This window comes from Teichococcus aerofrigidensis, assembly GCF_054073225.1.
Window position 1 is genome coordinate 1 of the sequence record NZ_JBSXMU010000039.1, and the last position, 16,993, is coordinate 16,993.

General features: G+C 73.2%; 17 protein-coding genes. 9 read left to right on the forward strand and 8 right to left on the reverse strand.

The annotated features are described in order from the left end of the window. Nucleotides 1-975: YjbH domain-containing protein (locus ACVMLK_RS10410; RefSeq protein WP_457486360.1), on the reverse strand; the 975-nt coding region annotated here is incomplete at its 3' end. 124 nt (nt 976-1,099) lie between these two features. On the opposite strand from ACVMLK_RS10410, the gene ACVMLK_RS10415 reads away from it, so the two are divergent. Then, nucleotides 1,100-1,756 carry a DUF1028 domain-containing protein gene (locus ACVMLK_RS10415; RefSeq protein ID WP_457486361.1) on the forward strand — a complete coding sequence of 219 codons (657 nt, stop codon included), beginning with the start codon at nt 1,100-1,102 and terminating at the stop codon, nt 1,754-1,756. Between the two features lie 17 nt (nt 1,757-1,773). Further along, the gene (locus ACVMLK_RS10420) at nt 1,774-2,946 is read left to right on the forward strand and encodes a M20 aminoacylase family protein (RefSeq protein WP_422922847.1); all 1,173 of its coding nucleotides are present in this window, start codon (nt 1,774-1,776) and stop codon (nt 2,944-2,946) included. A gap of 143 nt (nt 2,947-3,089) precedes the next feature. On the opposite strand, the gene ACVMLK_RS10425 is transcribed toward ACVMLK_RS10420, so the two are convergent. From ACVMLK_RS10425 to ACVMLK_RS10440, 4 genes are all read right to left on the reverse strand, one after another. Further along, complete coding sequence (locus ACVMLK_RS10425; RefSeq protein ID WP_457486362.1) at nt 3,090-4,115, reverse strand: dienelactone hydrolase family protein; 1,026 nt, start codon at nt 4,113-4,115, stop codon at nt 3,090-3,092. Nucleotides 4,116-4,236: 121 nt separating this feature from the next. Then, nucleotides 4,237-5,736 carry a tripartite tricarboxylate transporter permease gene (locus ACVMLK_RS10430; RefSeq protein WP_198366301.1) on the reverse strand — a complete coding sequence of 500 codons (1,500 nt, stop codon included), beginning with the start codon at nt 5,734-5,736 and terminating at the stop codon, nt 4,237-4,239. A 3-nt stretch (nt 5,737-5,739) separates the two neighbouring features. Beyond that, on the reverse strand, nt 5,740-6,234 hold the full coding sequence (locus ACVMLK_RS10435) for a tripartite tricarboxylate transporter TctB family protein (protein ID WP_457486363.1): 495 nt from the start codon (nt 6,232-6,234) through the stop codon (nt 5,740-5,742). Nucleotides 6,235-6,236: 2 nt separating this feature from the next. Next, nucleotides 6,237-7,235 (reverse strand): Bug family tripartite tricarboxylate transporter substrate binding protein, encoded by a 999-nt coding sequence (locus tag ACVMLK_RS10440; protein WP_457486364.1) that lies wholly within the window; start codon nt 7,233-7,235, stop codon nt 6,237-6,239. A gap of 155 nt (nt 7,236-7,390) precedes the next feature. Here ACVMLK_RS10440 and ACVMLK_RS10445 point away from each other — a divergent pair, with 155 nt between their 5' ends. From ACVMLK_RS10445 to ACVMLK_RS10455, 3 genes are all read left to right on the forward strand, one after another. Then, the gene (locus ACVMLK_RS10445) at nt 7,391-8,962 is read left to right on the forward strand and encodes a hypothetical protein (RefSeq protein ID WP_457486365.1); all 1,572 of its coding nucleotides are present in this window, start codon (nt 7,391-7,393) and stop codon (nt 8,960-8,962) included. Then, nucleotides 8,959-9,861: a hypothetical protein gene (locus tag ACVMLK_RS10450; RefSeq protein WP_457486366.1), complete on the forward strand. Its 903-nt coding sequence runs from the start codon at nt 8,959-8,961 to the stop codon at nt 9,859-9,861. Before ACVMLK_RS10445 ends, ACVMLK_RS10450 begins: the two co-directional genes overlap by 4 nt. Nucleotides 9,862-9,987: 126 nt before the next feature. Continuing rightward, the gene (locus tag ACVMLK_RS10455; RefSeq protein ID WP_198366296.1) at nt 9,988-10,941 is read left to right on the forward strand and encodes a DUF3405 domain-containing protein; all 954 of its coding nucleotides are present in this window, start codon (nt 9,988-9,990) and stop codon (nt 10,939-10,941) included. A 9-nt stretch (nt 10,942-10,950) separates the two neighbouring features. Here the strand turns inward: ACVMLK_RS10455 and ACVMLK_RS10460 are convergent, their stop codons facing one another. Then, complete coding sequence (locus ACVMLK_RS10460) at nt 10,951-12,249, reverse strand: UbiH/UbiF/VisC/COQ6 family ubiquinone biosynthesis hydroxylase (RefSeq protein WP_457486367.1); 1,299 nt, start codon at nt 12,247-12,249, stop codon at nt 10,951-10,953. A 208-nt stretch (nt 12,250-12,457) separates the two neighbouring features. Between ACVMLK_RS10460 and ACVMLK_RS10465 the strand changes: the two genes are divergently transcribed. Next, on the forward strand, nt 12,458-12,796 hold the full coding sequence (locus tag ACVMLK_RS10465; RefSeq protein WP_198366294.1) for a P-II family nitrogen regulator: 339 nt from the start codon (nt 12,458-12,460) through the stop codon (nt 12,794-12,796). 56 nt (nt 12,797-12,852) lie between these two features. Next, the gene (locus ACVMLK_RS10470) at nt 12,853-14,184 is read left to right on the forward strand and encodes an ammonium transporter (protein WP_198366293.1); all 1,332 of its coding nucleotides are present in this window, start codon (nt 12,853-12,855) and stop codon (nt 14,182-14,184) included. A gap of 100 nt (nt 14,185-14,284) precedes the next feature. Here ACVMLK_RS10470 and ACVMLK_RS10475 read toward each other — a convergent pair whose 3' ends face one another. Both ACVMLK_RS10475 and ACVMLK_RS10480 read right to left on the reverse strand, forming a co-directional pair. Then, a complete protein-coding gene (locus ACVMLK_RS10475; protein ID WP_457486368.1) occupies nt 14,285-14,752 on the reverse strand; it encodes a hypothetical protein in 468 nt (155 codons plus the stop codon). 72 nt (nt 14,753-14,824) lie between these two features. Continuing rightward, entirely contained in the window at nt 14,825-15,325 is a 501-nt protein-coding gene (locus ACVMLK_RS10480) for a DUF2244 domain-containing protein (protein ID WP_457486369.1), read from the reverse strand. A gap of 159 nt (nt 15,326-15,484) precedes the next feature. On the opposite strand from ACVMLK_RS10480, the gene nth reads away from it, so the two are divergent. Both nth and ACVMLK_RS10490 read left to right on the forward strand, forming a co-directional pair. Continuing rightward, complete coding sequence (gene nth, locus ACVMLK_RS10485; protein ID WP_457486370.1) at nt 15,485-16,318, forward strand: endonuclease III; 834 nt, start codon at nt 15,485-15,487, stop codon at nt 16,316-16,318. Nucleotides 16,319-16,471: 153 nt separating this feature from the next. Beyond that, nucleotides 16,472-16,993 carry an invasion associated locus B family protein gene (locus ACVMLK_RS10490; RefSeq protein ID WP_422922842.1) on the forward strand — a complete coding sequence of 174 codons (522 nt, stop codon included), beginning with the start codon at nt 16,472-16,474 and terminating at the stop codon, nt 16,991-16,993.

Genomic DNA, 16,993 nt, shown 5'->3' on the forward strand with positions numbered 1-16,993 from the left:
CCGGGCGACGACCGCGGCCGCGACCTCCGCCTCGCCGGCGGGCGCCGCGCCGAGGGCGGCGCCCCGCGCCGGCAGCGGCGGCATGGGCGGCGGCGGCAGGCGCGGAGGGTCGGCCGGGTTCATCCGCAGCGACAGGCGGAAGAGCAGGTCCGTGCCGTGCACCCAGTGCAGCCCGGCATCCATCCAGCCGTTCGACCATTGCAGGCCGAGGTTGACGCGGGAGGCCGCCTCCCCCCGCGAATCCACCCGCCGCGCCGGCCAGCCGCCGCGCTCGTCGCGCAGGGCGTCGCCGTTCCATTCGGCCTTGGCGCGCAGCCCCGCCACCGGGCCCCAGGGCGTCGGCAACGGCGGCACCGACCATTCGAGGCCGAGGAAGGGCGCCATCTCCTCGCCGCGGAACCAGTTGCGCTGCACCGTGCCGCCGCGCCCGACATCGCGCGGCCGGTCCCGGAAATGGCCGCTCAGCGAGGCCAGCGGACTGTTCCATTCGCCGCCCGTGCCGAGCCGCCCCCAACCCAGCCCGGCGGTCAGGTCCAGCCCGTGCCACCGCTTCGAGGCGACGAGGTATTCGCCGGCGTAGAGGCCGGTGCCGATGAAGTCCTGCAGGCCGACCGCGACGGCCGGCAGCCATTCGCTCTCCTCGACCAGCCGCAGCTTCAGGTCGAAGGAGCGGTCGGTGGTCATGCCCTGGCCGGTGGTGGCGTTCAGCCGCTCGCTGACCCGGAAGGTGGTCTCCAAGAAGGGCAGCGCCTGGAAATTGACGAACCAGAAGCGGCGCTGGTGACGCAGCGCGCCGCCCAACTCGACGGTGCCGTCCTCGCGCATCCGCGCGTTGCGGGTCTCGATCAGCCCCACCCCGCCCCAGTCGCCGCCGCTGGGCGGCACCTCCTCGGCCCGGACTGGCCCGACCCTGGCCGGGGCGGCGGCGGCGGCCAGCAGGAGCCCCGCCAGGCACAGGCGATGAGTCGTCTTCACAATGGCGTGATTCTAGCCTGGGTTGCATCGCCCCGCCATCGGAAAGCCCATCGGAACGCCGCCTGAGACGCCATCGCTTGCGCGTGGATGGACAAGCCGGGGGGCCGCCCCAAGAATGCCGCCCATGACCTTCTCGCTTCTCGGCCGCTGCGCCCGCAGCGGCCAGTTCGGCGCTGTCGCCACCACCTCGGGCCTCGCCATCGGCGCCCGCGTGCCTTTCCTGGCACCGGGGCTCGGCGGCGTACTGACCCAGCATCGCACCGACCCCCGCCTCGGCCCGCGCGGCCTCGACCTGCTGCGCAGCGGCTGCGATGCCGGGCAGACGGCCGCCGCGCTGGAGGCCAGCACGCCGGATTTCGGCTGGCGGCAGATCGCCGTGATCGACGCCACCGGCCGCACCGCCCACCGCGACGGCGCCCGGGTGAAGCCCGCCCGCGGCGCCGCGCATGGCCCGGATTGCGTCGCCATCGGCAATATCCTGGCCGATGAGGGGGTGCCCGCCGCCATGGTCGCGGCCTTCCTGGCCTCGCCCGAATCGCCGCTGGGCGACCGGCTGGTGGCGGCGCTCCGGGCCGGCGAGGCGGCGGGTGGCGAGGGCCGCCCGCTGCTCTCCGCCGCGCTGCTGATCGTCGGGCGCGAGAGCTTCCCCTATGCCGACCTGCGCGTGGACCGCGATGCCGATCCGATCGGCGCCCTCGCCAGCCTCTGGCACGACTACGCCCCGCAGGCCGACGACTATGTCCTGCGCGCCGTCGATCCCATGACCTTCAGCCCGACCTGACCGGGGACCCTCCTGCCATGCCGATCCCGAACCGTATCGCCGACTTCGTGCCCGAGATGACCGCCTGGCGGCACGACTTCCACGCCCATCCCGAACTCGGCTTCCAGGAGACGCGCACCAGCGAGGCCGTCGCCCGACTGCTGGAGGGGTGGGGGATCGAGGTGCATCGCGGCCTCGGCCGGACCGGCCTCGTCGGCGTGCTGAAGGGCCGCCAGGCGGGGGGCGGCAGCATCGGGCTGCGCGCCGACATGGACGCGCTGCCCATGCCGGAGATCAACGACTTCGCCCACCGCAGCACCAACCCCGGCGCCATGCACGCCTGCGGCCATGACGGCCACACCGCCATGCTGCTCGGCGCCGCCAAGTACCTGGCCGAGACGCGCAACTTCGCCGGCACGGTGCACTTCATCTTCCAGCCCGCCGAGGAGGGGCTGGCCGGCGCCCGCGCCATGATCGAGGACGGGCTGTTCGACCGCTTCCCTTGCGATGCGGTCTACGGCATCCACAACGACCCGACCATGCCGCTCGGCCAGGTCCGCGCCGTCGCCGGCGTGGTCATGGCGGCCTCGGATTCCTTCGGCCTGACCGTCCGCGGCCGCGGCGGGCATGGCGCCATGCCGCATCTCGCCATCGACCCGGTGCTGATCGGCGCGCAGATCGTCGGCGGGCTGCAGGCCATCGCCAGCCGCCGCGCCGATCCGCTGGCCAGCGTCGTCGTCTCGGTCACGCAGTTCCACGCCGGCAGCGCCGACAACGTGATCCCCGACGAGGCCGAGATCCGCGGCACGGTGCGCACGCTGACGCCGGAGATGCGCGACATGGCCGAGCGGCTGATCGGCGAGATCGCCACCGGCACCGCCGCGGCGCACGGCGCCGTGGCCGAGCTGCGCTACAACCGCCGCTACCCGCCGACCGCGAACCATGCCGAGCAGACCGAGCGCGCGGCCGCGGCGGCGGCCGAGGTGGTGGGCGCGCGGAACCTGCTGCGCGAGGCGCCGCCGGTGATGGGCGGCGAGGACTTCTCCTTCATGCTGGAGAAGCGGCCGGGCGCCTTCCTCTTCGTCGGCCAGGCGGAGGGGGCGAAGGGCGCCACCTCGGTGCACCACCCGGCCTATGACTTCAACGACAACCTGCTGCCGATCGGCGCCGGCTACTTCGCCCGCCTGGTGGAGCGGGAACTGGCGGGCTGAGCCGCCGCCGGGAGGGGGCGGGCCCCCTCCCGCGCCGCCCTGGAGCATTCTCCGTTCGCACGGGCTCCCGGCAGACGCTCCGGCCATTTGTTCTTGCGAGCATCTTCACCCGATCCGGTGATGCCACCGGATCGGGATCTGCTCTATCGCCCGACGGCCTCCCGGACGATCGCCAGCACGTCCCGCTGCGCCGCCGCGCGGGCCTCGGGATGACCGCCGACATGCGGGCCGAGCGCCACGCAGTCGTCGGTATAGGCGAAGGGCCGCCCGGTCGCGGTGTTGATCAGCACGCCCGGCCGGCGCTCCTCGATGCTGCAATCCCGCACCGACTGCGACCGCGCGGCGCGGCTGTGCGTGTCGGAGAGCGGCGTGTCGAAGCCGTGATGCGCGCCGGGATAGCTGGTGATGGTGACATCCGCGCCGGCCGCGCGCAGCCGCTCCACCTGGGCGGCGCAGCTGCGGAGCGGGTTGTAGTCGTCCGCCTCGCCATGGATCAGCCGCACCGGCCGCGCCACCAGCTTCGTGTCGTCGATGTAGCGCGTGGCGCAATCCGGGTAGAAGGGGATGTAGGCGGCGAACTGCGCGCCGCTGTGGTTCCACAGGCGGTGGAAGCGCTCCATCGCCGCGTAGAAGGCGGCCTGCCCGCCGCGCGAGAAGCCGATCAGGATGATGCGCTCGGGATCGACGCGCGGATGTCTGGCCAGGATGTCGAGCGCGCCATAGATGTCGAGGATCAGGTTCAGTCGGCCGAGCCTCGCCTGGTCGGCGCTGGTGCTGACCAGGCCGCGCCCGGTGAAGCCGTCGATCGCGAAGGTCGAGACGCCCTGGGCGTTCAGCAGCCGCGACCACATCTCGATATTCGGCCCGATGCCGCCCGAGCCGTGCATCAGCACCGCGACCGGCCGCCGCCCTTCCCCTTGGGCGATGCGGAACTCGCCCGCCACCGTGACGGGCGTGCCGGCCCGCGCGGCGCCGCGCAGGAAGTCGGCGTCGCTCATCGTGCGGGAGGCGTAGGGGTGCAGCTCGACACGGGCGGCGATGGCGGCCCGGTCGTCGGGCGCCGCCGCCGCGGTGGCGTCGGTCACGGAAGCGGGCGCCTGACAGGCCGCCAGGAGCAGGGTCGCGAGAGGCAGCAGGGCCAGGGCCATGCGGCGGGCGGGTGCGGGCATCGTCATCCTCCTGGATCGTCCTTTTGGGCCGGCGCGGTCCGTGCCGCCACGTCCGGCCAGCCCCATCAGAACGGCCAGGCCCAGGCCTTGCAAGCCACGCCTGGCAAGCCGCGCCCGGCCCTCAGGCCGCGCGCCGCCGCGCCGCCAGTGCCCAGAGCTTCGGCCCGACCAGCCCGATCAGCGCCAGGATCAGGATGCAGAGCGAGACCGGACGGGTCAGGAAGGTGGTCCAGTCGCCCTGGCTGATGGTCAGCGCCTGGCGCATCGCCTGCTCGGCCATGGGCCCCAGGATCATGCCGATCACCACCGGCGCGGTGGGAAAGTCGAAGCGCCGCATGAACATGGCGATGATGCCGATGCCGTAGAGCAGCATCAGGTCGACCACGCTGTTGCTGATGCCATAGGTGCCGATGGTGGCGAAGACCAGGATGCCGGCGTAGAGCTGCGGCGTCGGGATCTTCAGGATGCGGGCCCAGAGCCCGACCAGCGGCAGGTTCAGCACCACGAGCATGATGTTGGCGATGTAGAGCGAGGCGATCAGCGTCCAGACCAGCTCGCCCTGCGTGGTGAAGAGCATGGGCCCCGGCTGGATGCCGTAGGACTGGAAGGCGGAGAGCATGATCGCCGCCGTGGCCGAGGTCGGCAGGCCGAGGGTGAGCATCGGCACCAGGATGCCGGCGGCGGCGGCGTTGTTGGCGGCCTCCGGCCCGGCCACGCCCTCGATGGCGCCCGTGGTGCCGAACTCGTGCCGGTGCTCGGGCTTCACCAGCTTCCTCTCGGCGTAGTAGCTCAGCATGGTCGGCATCTCGCTGCCGCCGGTCGGCATCACGCCGAAGGGAAAGCCGAGGCCGGCACCGCGCAGCCAGGGGCCGATGCTGCGCTTCCAGTCCTCCTTCGACATCATCAGCCGCCCGACCTCGCGCACCTCCTGCCGGCCCTCGACATGGCGCCAGGCGAGGTAGAGCGTCTCGCCCACCGCGAAGAGCGCGACCGCGACCAGCACGACATCGACGCCGTCCAGCAGCTCGGGGATGCCGAAGGTCAGGCGCGGCTGGCCGGTCTGCAGGTCGATGCCGATCAGCCCGATGGTCAGGCCGAGGCCGAGCGAGGCCAGGCCGCGCAGCGCCGAGCCGCCCAGCACCGCCGAGACGGTGACGAAGCAGAGGATCATCAGCGCGAAGTACTCGGCCGGGCCGAGCTGCAGGGCCAGCTCGACGACGATCGGGCCGAGGAAGGAGATGCCCAGCGTGCCGATGGTGCCGGCGACGAAGCTGCCGATGGCGGCGGTGACCAGCGCCGGCCCGGCACGGCCGTTCCGCGCCATCTTGGCGCCTTCCAGCGCGGTGATGATGGAGCCGCTCTCGCCCGGCGTGTTGAGCAGGATCGAGGTGGTCGAGCCGCCGTACATGGCGCCGTAGAACACGCCGCAGAACAGGATGAAGGCGCCGGTGGCCGAGACCTGGAAGGTGATCGGCAGCAGCAGGGCGATGGTCAGCGCCGGGCCGATGCCCGGCAGCACGCCGATCGCGGTGCCGAGGAAGCAGCCGAGCAGCGCCCAGCCGAGATTGGTCAGCGTCAGCGCGTTGCCGAAGCCGAAGGCCAGTCCGCTCCAGACGTCCATGGCTCAGAGGATCCCGTCGAGGATGCCGGCGCCGATGTTCACGCCGAGCAGCTTGTCGAAGGCCAGGAAGGCGCCGAGCGTCACGGCGAGGCCGATGGCGAGGTCGCGCAGCGGATGGCGGCTGCCGAAGCCCATGGCGACCAGCACGAACTGCGCCGTGGCGGCGAAGACGAAGCCCAGCGTGTCGATCAGCGCCAGGTTGGCCACCAGCCCGGCGCCGACCAGCCCGAGGGCGCGCCAGTTGACCGGCGGCGCCTCCCGCACCTCCTCCAGCGAGGCGGACCAGCCGCCGCGCAGCGCGGTCCCGACCAGCCCGAGGCCGACCAGCGTGACCAGCCCGCCGATCAGGTAGGGCATGAACTTCGGCCCGACCTGGGCATAGAGCGGCGTGACCGGGATGACCCAGGCCTGCCAGATGCAGAGCAGGCCAAGCAGCGTCACGAAGAGGCTGGCGGCGAGGTCGGCGCCGCGCTCCGCTGTCCCGCTGGAGGGTGCCATGGTCAGATCAGCCCGATCTCGCGCAGCACCTCGGCGGTGGCGGCCTCGTCCCGCTTCAGGAAGGCGTCGAAGTCGTCGCCGGAGAGGAAGGCGTCGTCCCAGCCCTGGCGCTGCAGCATCTCCTTCCAGGCCGGCAGCGCATGCAGATCCGTGACGAACTTCACCAGCCCCTCGCGCACCTCGGGCTTGATGCCGGGCGGGCCGAAGACGCCGCGCCAGTTGCCCATGACGATATCGACGCCGCTCTCCTTCAGCGTCGGCACGCCCTCGAGGCTGCGCGTCTCGCCGGTGGTGGCCAGGGCCCGCATCCGCCCGGCCTTGATCTGCTCGGCGAACTCCGAGATGCCGGAGATGCCGGCCTTCACCTGCGCGCCGAGGATCGCCGCCTGGGCCGGGCCGCCGCCGGCGAAGGCGACGTAGGAGGCCTCCTTGGCCGAACGGCCCTGCGACTTCAGCAGCAGGCCCAGGATGATGTGGTCCATGCCGCCGGCGCTGCCGCCGGCCACCGAGGTGCCGCCCGGATTGCTCTTCAGCGCCGCCAGGAAGGCGGGCAGGTCCTTCAGGTCGCTGCTCGCCGGCACGACGATGACGGCGGGCTCGGTGGTCATGCGCGCGATCGGCGTCACGTCCCTAAGGCCGACCGGCGACTTGTTGGCCAGCACCGAGCCGACCATGACGCCGCCGGACACCATGATGCTGCCTTCGCGGCCGCGGCGCTGCGAGACGAAGCGCGGCAGGCCCACCGTGCCGCCGGCGCCGCCGACATTCTCGAACTGGAAGTTGCCGACCATGCCGGCCTGGCGCGCCACCTGCTCGATGGCGCGGCCGAGTCCGTCCCAGCCGCCGCCCGGGCCGCCGGGGATGAAGATGTGCATCGAGGCGTAGCGCTGGGCGGATTGCGCCAGGGCAGATTGCACCAGGGCCGGCGCGCCCCGGGAGGCGCCGAGCCAGGGCAGGACGGCGCCGGCGGCGGCGAGGGTCAGGAGATCACGGCGCAACATGGCTCTTCCTCAGGACGATTTCTTGGCGTTCGAAGTTGCGCGATAACCACACTTCCGGCAAAGCGCAAAATGCGTTTTGGAAACCGCCGGTTGCGGCTTGCGCCACCCCTCCCCGCCCCGCATTCTCCGCCGCGCGGTCTGGGGGTGTGTGCTGAATGCGGCTTTGTCTGGGAATGGTGCTGGCGCTGCTGGCCGCACCCTTGCCGCAACCGGCCGGGCACGGTTTTCCCGGCAGCGTCCTTCCCTGGAGCCTTCCCGCCTTCCGCCCCGCCCTGGCGCAGCGCCCGGCACAGCCGCCCGCCCGGCCACCGGCCCGCCCGGATGCCGTGACGGAGGCGGTGATCGCCAATGAGCTGGGCCTGGCGCTGAGCGAGCTGTACGTCGTGCCGGCCGGCAGCACCGAGCAGGGCGAGGACCGGCTGGGCGCCTCCGACACCCTGCCCTCCGGCGCCAGCCTGCGCGTGCCGCTCGGCCGCGCGCGGCTCTGCCTCCACGACGTGCGCGGCGTGCTGGCCGATGGCAGCGTCGAGGAACGGCGTGGCGTCGATCTCTGCCGCAACCCGCGGCTGACGCTGGGGGATCCCTCGGCGCCCCTGCGCGAGGCCGATGTGGTGAACGACACCGACCTGGCGCTCCGTGAATTCTATGCCATGCCGGCCGGCGCGGGGGCACGGGGCCCCGACCGGCTGGGCGCCGAGATCGTGGCCCCCGAGGCCACCTTCCGGCTGCGCCTGGGGCGCGCCCGGCAGTGCCTCTACGACCTGACCGCGGTCTTCGAGGACGATTCGGTCGAGGAGAAGCGGCGTGTCGATCTCTGCCGCCGCAGCCGGGTGAGCTTCGGCGACGCCGCCATCCCCTGGCGCCAGGCGGAGGTCGAGAACGCCAGCGGGCGCGCCATGCGCAATCTCTACGCCATGGGCCGCGGCACCGCGCCCGAGGGCGCGCCGGAGGGGACGCGAGAGGGCGGCGGGCCACGCTGGGGCCCCGACCGGCTGGGCGCCACCCTGCTCGACTCCGGCGAGAGCCTGCGCCTGCGGCTGCGCAGCCGGAGCTGCCTCGCCGACCTGCGCGCCGTCTATGAGGACGACGCGGCCGAGGAGAAGAGCGGCGTCGATCTCTGCGATGGCGGCGCCATCCGCTTCGACGGCGGCGGCATCCCGCGCGCGCCCGAGCGCGCCGTCACCCTGGTCAACCGCCACGGCGCCGCGGTGCAGGAGATCTACGCCTCGCCGGTCAATGACAGCGACTGGGGCGAGGATCGGCTGGAGGGGCGGCCGATGGAGCGCGGCGCGCGCACCGAGCTGGTGCTGCGCAGCGCCTGCGAGGCGGATCTGCGCATCGTCTTCGCCAATGGCGGCGCCGAGGAGCGGCGCGGCCTCGACATCTGCGAGAACAGCCTGATCGTGCTGCGCCCGGGCTGGACCCTGGCGGAGCGGCTCGGCCAGGGCGCCGGGCCGGTCGAGCAGGGGCCGCCGCGCGAGGGCAGCGTGCGCTTCCGCAACACCGGCGGCGTGCCGCTGGTCGAGCTCTATGCCGATGCGCCGGGGGCGCCCCGCGGGCCGGACCGGCTGGGCGCCACGGTGCTCGGCCGCGGCGAGACCCTGGACTTCGCCCCGCCCGGCGGGCTGGGCTGCACCGTCCACCTGCGCGGGGTGTTCCGCGACGGGCGGCTGCTGGACCGGCCGGATTTCGACCTCTGCGCCGGCACCGAGGTGAACCTGCCATGATCCGCGCTCGTCTCCCCATCCTGCTCGGCCCCCTCCTGCTCGGCCTTTGCATCGCCGGCCTCGTCCCGCCCCAGGGTGCCCGGGGGCAGCCGGCCGCGCCCGCCGCCGAGGCGCCGCCGCTGGCCACCCCGGCGGGGCTGCGCGGGGCCTGGTTCGCCGGCGACTGCGCCGCCCCCGGCGCCATGCTCCAGGTCACCGCCCGCGCCGTGGCCCGCCTGCCGGCCGATGGCCCGGCCCGGCTGGTGCGCTTCACCGGCATGCGGCAGGCGGAGGGCTGGAGCATCGGCACCGGCCGGGGGGCGGAGGCGCCGCGGATGATGCTGCGCGGCGATCCCGCCAGCCTCGAGAGCGCCGAGCCGGACGCCAAGCTGCGCGATGACCGGTTGCCCGGCGAGACCCCGATCCGCAGCTGGCGGCGCTGCCCCATCCCGCCACCGGCTTTCGCCGCCCGCCATGGCGAGGGTCTGGCCGTGCTCTCCAGCCTGGAGGTGCTGGAGGCGGCCTGCGGCGGTCCGGCCGCCTCCATGGCGGGCTGCATCGCCGCGCTGATGGGCGAGGCGGACGTCTCGGGGGACCGGCTGCTCTCCCCGGCCGAGATCTCGCGCCTGGTGCGCGGCATGGCCTGGGTCCTGGCCGCCGCCGAGGACGCGGCGCCGGAGGCGCTCGTGGCGGCCGGAGGCGGCGGCGTGATCGCCGGCATGGCCGTCGCCCGGCTGACGCTGGAGAGCCTGGACTATGACGGCGACGGCAAGCTCTCCGCCACCGAGCTGGCGCAGGACCGCAGCAGCTTCAGCCGCGCCACCGGCAGCGAGGCCGGGCGGCCGCTGCGGCTGGAAGGGGTGCAGGAGGGCATGAGCCTGATGCGCAGCCTTCTGGACAGCCTGTTGCTTGAAGATTAACTTTCCGGCGATTCGTTTCGCGGTGCATCATAAATGATGCGCGGCCGGCCCGATCTGCGATAGGAGGGTTGGTTTCGGGAGGCGCAACTCTCACGCCCCCCATCGCGACGATGGAGCCCGCGCAGCATGTCCCCGCCCCCAGCCCCTCCCGGGCGCTGCGCCGTCCTGTTGCAGACGCACTTCTACAACCCCTCGCTCGCCCGCGTGTTCCGCAAGCTGAAGGCCGAGTGCCCGCCCGGCTATGACGCCTTCGTGCTGCTGCACACGCCGAGCCGCAAGGGCATCCCGGCCCGGCTGGAGCGGGAGCGGCATCATGTGGCGCTGACCGCCGAGTGCCGCCTGCCCGCCTATGGGCGCAAGGCCGGCATCGACGCCGAAGGCCGGATGGTGCCCGGTTGGAGCGTGCGCGACGACGGCCACTCTGACCTGATGCCGCTGCATTTCCACGCCCGGCATCCGGAATACGATTACTACTGGATCATCGAGTACGACGTCCGCATCTCCGGCTCCTGGACCCGCTTCCTGCAGCATTTCGAGAGTTCGGCCGCGGATCTGCTGACCACCACGGTGCGCAGCGGCGCGGAGCACCCGAACTGGCTCTACTGGGACACGCTGCGCACGCCGCCGGCCGTGCCGCCCCTGGCGCCGGAGGACCGCCTGTGCTGCTTCCTGCCGGTCTACCGGCTCAGCCGCTCCGCCATGCAGGCGATCGACCTCGCCTATCGCCAGGGCTGGGCCGGCCATGCCGAGGTCACCCTGCCGACCATCCTGCGCCAGGCCGGGCTGGCGGTGGAGGATCTGGGCAGCGACGGCCACTTCGTGCGGGCCGACAACCGGGGCCGCTGGTACAGCAACGCGCCCCAGGACCTCGCCGGCACCGCCGGCAGCTTCGTCGCCGCGCCGCCGCGCTTCGTCATCGGCCGCCAGCCGGACATGCTGTGGCATCCGGTCAAGCCGCTCGGCCCCATGCTGATGGACAAGCTGCGCAAGATCCCCGCCCGGCTGCGCGGCCTGCTCCCCCGCCTCGGCGTCGGGCGCCGCCGGGCGCTCGCCGCGGGGCAACCGAAGCTCCCCGGCTGAGGCCGGCGCTCAGCCATCCGGCCGGGGCAGCGCCGGCGCGACGCCGGACCCCAGCATCAGCGCGCCGGTGACGGGGCCGAAGCCCATGGCGCCGCGGGCGAAGAACCGCTTCAGCGGCGGCATCCGCTCCACGGCGGCGAGGCCGAGGCGGCGTGCCAGGCGGAGCGGCGGCAGGCCGTTGCCGAACAGCCGCTCCAGCGCATGGGTCGCGCCCAGCATCAGCATGGCATCCGGCCGCCGTGCCGCCTGATAGCGGGCCAGCAGGCCGGGAGCGCCCGGGTCCCCGCCCAGCCGCACCGCCTCGATCACCATCTCGGCCAGGGCGGCGACGTCGCGGAAGCCGAGGTTCAGCCCCTGACCGGCGATCGGATGGATGCCATGCGCCGCGTCCCCCACCAGGGCAAGGCGGGTATCGGCATAGCGCGCCGCCTGCATGGCGGTCAGCGGATAGGACCAGCGGCGGCCGATCGGCGTGACGCGGCCGAGGTGATCCCCCATGCGGCGCTGGATCTCGTGCCCGTAGGCGGCATCCGGCAGCGCCAGGAAGCGCTCGGCCACATGGCGCTTCTCGGACCAGACGATGGCCGAGGCGTTCGGGTGCTCGGGCGTCGGCGCCAGCGGCAACTGGGCGAAGGGGCCGTTCGGCAGGAACTGCTCCAGCGCCGTGCCCCCGTGCGGCCGCTCATGCGCGATGGCGCCGACGATCCCGGTCTGGTGGTAATCGAAGCTGGCGGCACCGATGCCGGCCTGCCGGCGCAGGGGCGAGCGCCGCCCCTCGGCCGCCACGACCAGCCGGGCGCGCAGCCGCTGCCCCGTCGAGAGGCGGATCTCCACCCCGGCCGGCCCGCGTGACACCTCCGCCCGCGCCGGGGCGAGGACCGTCAGATGCGCCAGCGCCGCCATGCGGGCATTCAGCGCCATGCGCAGCGCCCGCGCCTCGACCATCCAGCCGAAGGGCCCCTCCCCCGTCTCGGCGGCGTCGAAATGCAGCGCCATCCGGCTCGCGCTCTCCCCCGGCCGGCCATCGGCGCAACGGATGCGCTCGATCGGCCCCGGCGCCCAGGGCAGCAGCGGCCAGACCCCAGCCGCCTCCAGCAGGTTGCGGCTGGTGAGCGCGATGGCATAGGCGCGGCCATCGAAATCCGGCAGTTCCATGGGCGGCAGCGGCGCGCTGTCCACCACCGCGGCCGTCACGCCATGCGAGGCCAGCACGGTGGCCAGCGTGGCGCCGACCGGCCCGGCGCCGATGATGCAGACATCCACCGCGCGCGGCGGGGCCTCGGGGGATGCGGGGTCGCTCTGGGTCATGGCCCATGATGCCGCCTCGGACCCGGCGCCGGAAGGCCGGGGCGGGAACAAGGGCCGGCGAGCGCGACAAGCAGGCGCATCTGCCTAAATTCCGGGCATTCGGAGGTACCTGGCTTGGCCTTGAGGGTCCTGGCGCCTGTTACGCAGTGTGGCACGCCGCTCGCATTGGCGGCTTCGGCTACGCGGATAACAGAGGGGGCCGCAGCGCATGAAGCTGGTGATGGCAGTCATCAAGCCCTTCAAGCTGGACGAGGTGCGCGAGGCGCTCACCCCGCTCGGCGTGCAGGGGCTGACCGTGACCGAGGTGAAGGGCTTCGGCCGGCAGAAGGGTCAGACCGAGATCTACCGGGGCGCGGAGTACCACGTGTCCTTCCTGCCGAAGCTGAAGATCGAGGTGGCGGTGCCCGACGACATGGTGGACGCGGTGGTCGAGGCCATCGCCAACACCGCCCGCACCGGCAAGATCGGTGATGGCAAGGTCTTCGTCCTCGATGTGGAGCGCGCGCTCCGCATCCGCACCGGCGAGACCGACGATTCGGCGCTGTGACCGCGCGCCCCGAGACCCAGAAGCCCGAGAAGCAGAAGAAAGTGGAACCGAGGATCATGCGAATCCTGGCACGCGGCGCATCCGCGTCCCTCGCCGTCCTGCTGCTGGCCGCGCCGGCCTTCGCGCAGGAGGAGGCCACGGTCAACGCCGGCGACACCGCCTGGATGCTGACCAGCACCGCCCTGGTGCTGATGATGACCATCCCGGGCCTGGCGCTCTTCTACGCGGGCATGGTCCGCAAGAAGAACGTGCTGGCCACCATGATGCAGTCCTTCTTCCTGGCGGCGCTGTGCAGCGTCATCTGGATGGTGGCCGGCTACAGCATCGCCTTCGGTGAGGGCGGCGCCTATATCGGCGACCTGTCGAAGGTCTTCCTCTCGGGCGTCGCGGCGAACTGGGACCAGCCCTTCACCCTGGGCAGCGGCGACGGCGCGGTGGCCTTCACCGTGCCCGAGACCGTCTTCATCATGTTCCAGATGACCTTCGCCATCATCACCCCGGCGCTGGCCACGGGCGCCTGGGCGGACCGCGCCAAGTTCTCGGCCGTGGTGGTCTTCACCATCCTCTGGTCGCTGCTGATCTACAGCCCGGTCGCGCACTGGGTCTGGCATCCGAACGGCTGGATCTTCGGCCTCGGCGCGCTCGACTTCGCCGGCGGCACGGTGGTGCACATCAATGCCGGCGTGGCGGGCCTGGTCGGCGCCGTGGTGCTCGGCAAGCGCATCGGCCTCGGCACCGAGAACATGTCGCCCTACAACCTGTCCCTGGCCGTGATCGGCGCCGCCCTGCTGTGGGTGGGCTGGTTCGGCTTCAACGCCGGCTCCGCCGCGGCGGCCGGCGGGCGCGCCGGCATGGCCATGCTGGTGACGCAGATCGCCGCCGCCGCCGCCACCCTCGCCTGGGTGTTCGCCGAGTGGATGCTGAAGGGCAAGCCCTCGGTGCTCGGCGCCATCTCGGGCGCGGTGGCGGGCCTTGTCGCCATCACCCCGGCCGCCGGCTTCGTGCTGCCCTTCCCGGCGCTGATCATCGGCGTCGTCGCCGGCCTCGCCGGCTTCTGGGGCGCCACGGCGCTGAAGCACTGGTGCGGCTATGACGACAGCCTGGACGCCTTCGGCGTGCACGGCATCTGCGGCATCGTCGGCGCGCTGCTGACCGGCATCTTCGCCTATGGCCCGCTCTCGGCCACGCCGGGCCTGCCGGAAGGCATCGCCGGCTCCTTCGCGCAGTTCATGCTGCAGCTCTACGCGGTGGTCGCGACCTTCATCTTCACCGCCATCGGCACCTGGATCCTTCTCAAGGTGGTCGATGTGGTGATCGGGTTGCGCGTCACCGAGGAGGAGGAGCGCGAGGGCCTCGACGTCTCGCTGCACGGCGAACGCCTCGGTTGAGGCTGCCGCCCAGGACCGCGACCGGCGCCGGGGGGAGACCTCCGGCGCCTTCTCCATGGCCGCCCGCCGATCTCGCGACGACGCCCCGGACGCCGTGCTCTCAGCGCAGGCGCCGGACATTGCCGGCCACCGTCCGGCGGACCGGGCGCAGCGAGGCCTCCGCCACGCCGAGGCCCGCCGTGACGCAGGCGGTGCCGAAGCCGGCGGCCCGGCCCATCGCCCCCGCCGCCCATTCCATCTGCGCCATCGACCATCCCAGCGGCGAGCGGCTGGTGGCGGCGCGCAGCACGGCGCGGTGGGCCGCCTCCATCTCCGTCAGGGAGTATTCCAGCGCGCGCCGGGACAGATCCGCCCCGCCCTGCGCAAGGGCCATGCCGCCGGCCGAGAAGGCCAGCATCTTCTCCGGCACCATCCGCGCCGCCTCGAGGCCGTTGGCGAGCGGCGTGCGGCCCTGCGCCGCCTCGGCGGACAGCCGCGCCTGCACCACCCGGCGCGCCTGATCGAGCGTCGTGACGACGGCACCGGCGTGGCGGAGGGCGCGGGGACCGCTCCTGGGATCGAAGGTCATCGGCGGCCTTTCCGGAAATGCGCGAAGTAACAATCGTAACGCGCCGGCCGCCGCCGGGTTGTGCGCCTGCGCTCAGCCCGGCTCGCGCAGCTGCGGATTGTCGAAGACCGGCGAGCGGTAGGCGGCAAGCGCCGCGCCGAGGGCATCGGCCAGGTCCCGCTGCTCGGGCTCGGAGAGGTAGCGGCCGATCGCCACCCGGCGGCCGCGCTGCCGGAGTGCCAACCCCTCCCGCTCGCTCCATTCCACCCGGCTCCAGTAGGGGTCGAGCTCCGCCACCTCCAGCCGGCCCCGCCCATCGGTGCGGCGCACCACCAGCCGGCCGGCGCCGAGCGAGACCACCTCCCGCGCCCGGGCCGACCAGCGGTGGTGCAGCAGGACCAGGACCAGGACCAGCAGGGTCTCAACGCCGAGGAAGGGCACCACCGGCCAGGCGCCCAGCACCAGGAAGACGATGCTGCCGATCAGGGCCCAGCCCAGGCACATCGCCGCCAGCAGGGCGAGCGCCAGGGGCCGCAGGCTGCGGTGCGGCACGCTGATCGCCTCGAAGATCAAGGGTTCGGGACTTGCCGTCATCGCCAGGAAACATAGGCTGCTCCGGCACCGCGGCCAGATGGCGGCGGGGCCTTTCTTCTCCCTTGCCGCCCCGCCCGGCGGAGCTCCGCGAGTGCCATGACCGCCAACCCCTCCCGCCGCCGCCGGGCCGCTCCCGCCGGCGCCGCCTCTCCCCCCGCCATGGCCCCGCCCCAGGCGGCACCGGAAGTCACGGCACCGGAAGTCACGGCGCCGGAAGTCACGGCGCCCGAGATCACGGCGCCGCCCGCCACCCGCGCCACCCCGCGCGCCAGGGCAGCGCGCGCCACTCCGACGGCCTCGCGGCATGGCTCCGCCGAGGCGCCGCGCCGCGCCCGGAAGATGTCCGCCGCTCAGGCCGCCGCCTTCGTCCGCACCCTCGCCGCCCACAACCCGGCGCCGCGAACCGAACTGAACTACACCTCCCCCTACACGCTGCTGGTCGCGGTGGCGCTGTCCGCCCAGGCGACCGATGTCTCGGTCAACAAGGCCACGGCCACGCTCTTCCCGCTGGCCGACACGCCGCAGAAGATGGTGGCGCTGGGCGAGGCGGGGCTGGCCGAGCACATCCGCCGCATCGGACTGTGGAAGGCCAAGGCGCGCAATGTCATCGCCCTGTCGCGCCTGCTGATCGAGCGGCACGGGGGCGAGGTCCCGGCGGACCGGGCGGCGCTGGAGGCCCTCCCGGGGGTCGGCCGCAAGACCGCCAATGTCGTCCTGAACGTCGCCTTCGGCGAGGAGGCCATGGCGGTGGACACGCATATCTTCCGCCTGGGCAACCGCACCGGCCTCGCCCCCGGCCGGACGCCCCGCGCGGTGGAGGACGCGCTGATGAAGCGCGTCCCGCCCGAGCTGCTGCGCGACGCGCATCACTGGCTGATCCTGCACGGGCGCTACATCTGCAAGGCGCGGCTGCCGGAATGCTGGCACTGCGTGGTGCGCGACCTGTGCAACTACGGCGACAAGGTGCTGTGGCCGCCGCCCCGCGCGGCGTGAGCGCCATGTGCCGCAAGCGGAACGATCGCGCCCGCGGCCACGCGGCGGCTTCCCCGCGGGCGCGGGAAATGTCATCACGCCCGCGCCTGCCGCGCATCCGGCCCTGGCTTTGCGCGGTTGCCCCACCGCACCCCGAACCCTTATGTGACCGCCATGACCCGGCTCCTCCCTCTGCTGATGCTGCTCGGCGCGCCGCTCGCCGTGGTGGCCTCCCCGTCCTCCGCCCAGGCCCAGCAGCCGCGCCCGCAGGCGCTCGGCAGCTTCCAGGACTGGACCGCCGCGACCCTCGGCTCGGGCGCGCAGAAGGTCTGCTACGCCTTCTCCCGGGCCAGCAAGAGCGAGGGCGCCGGCAACCGGCAGAACGTCATGCTGACGGTGACGCACCGCCCGCAGGGCCGCGACCAGGTGGCGCTGCGCCCGGGCTACAGCTACGCTCCCAAGGCCGAGGTGGAGGTCGCGGTCGGCGGCACCGCGCTCGATTTCTACACCGCCCAGGAGAACGCCTTCGCCCGCGAGGGCTCGCGGGCCGTGTCCGCCTTCCGGGGCGGCGCGACGGCGGTCGCCAAGGGCCCCGGCCCCGGCGGCCGCGGCACCGCGACCGACACCTTCTCCCTCTCCGGCTTCACCGCGGCCTATGAGGCCATCAGCAAGGAGTGTCCGGCGGGCCGCCGGTAA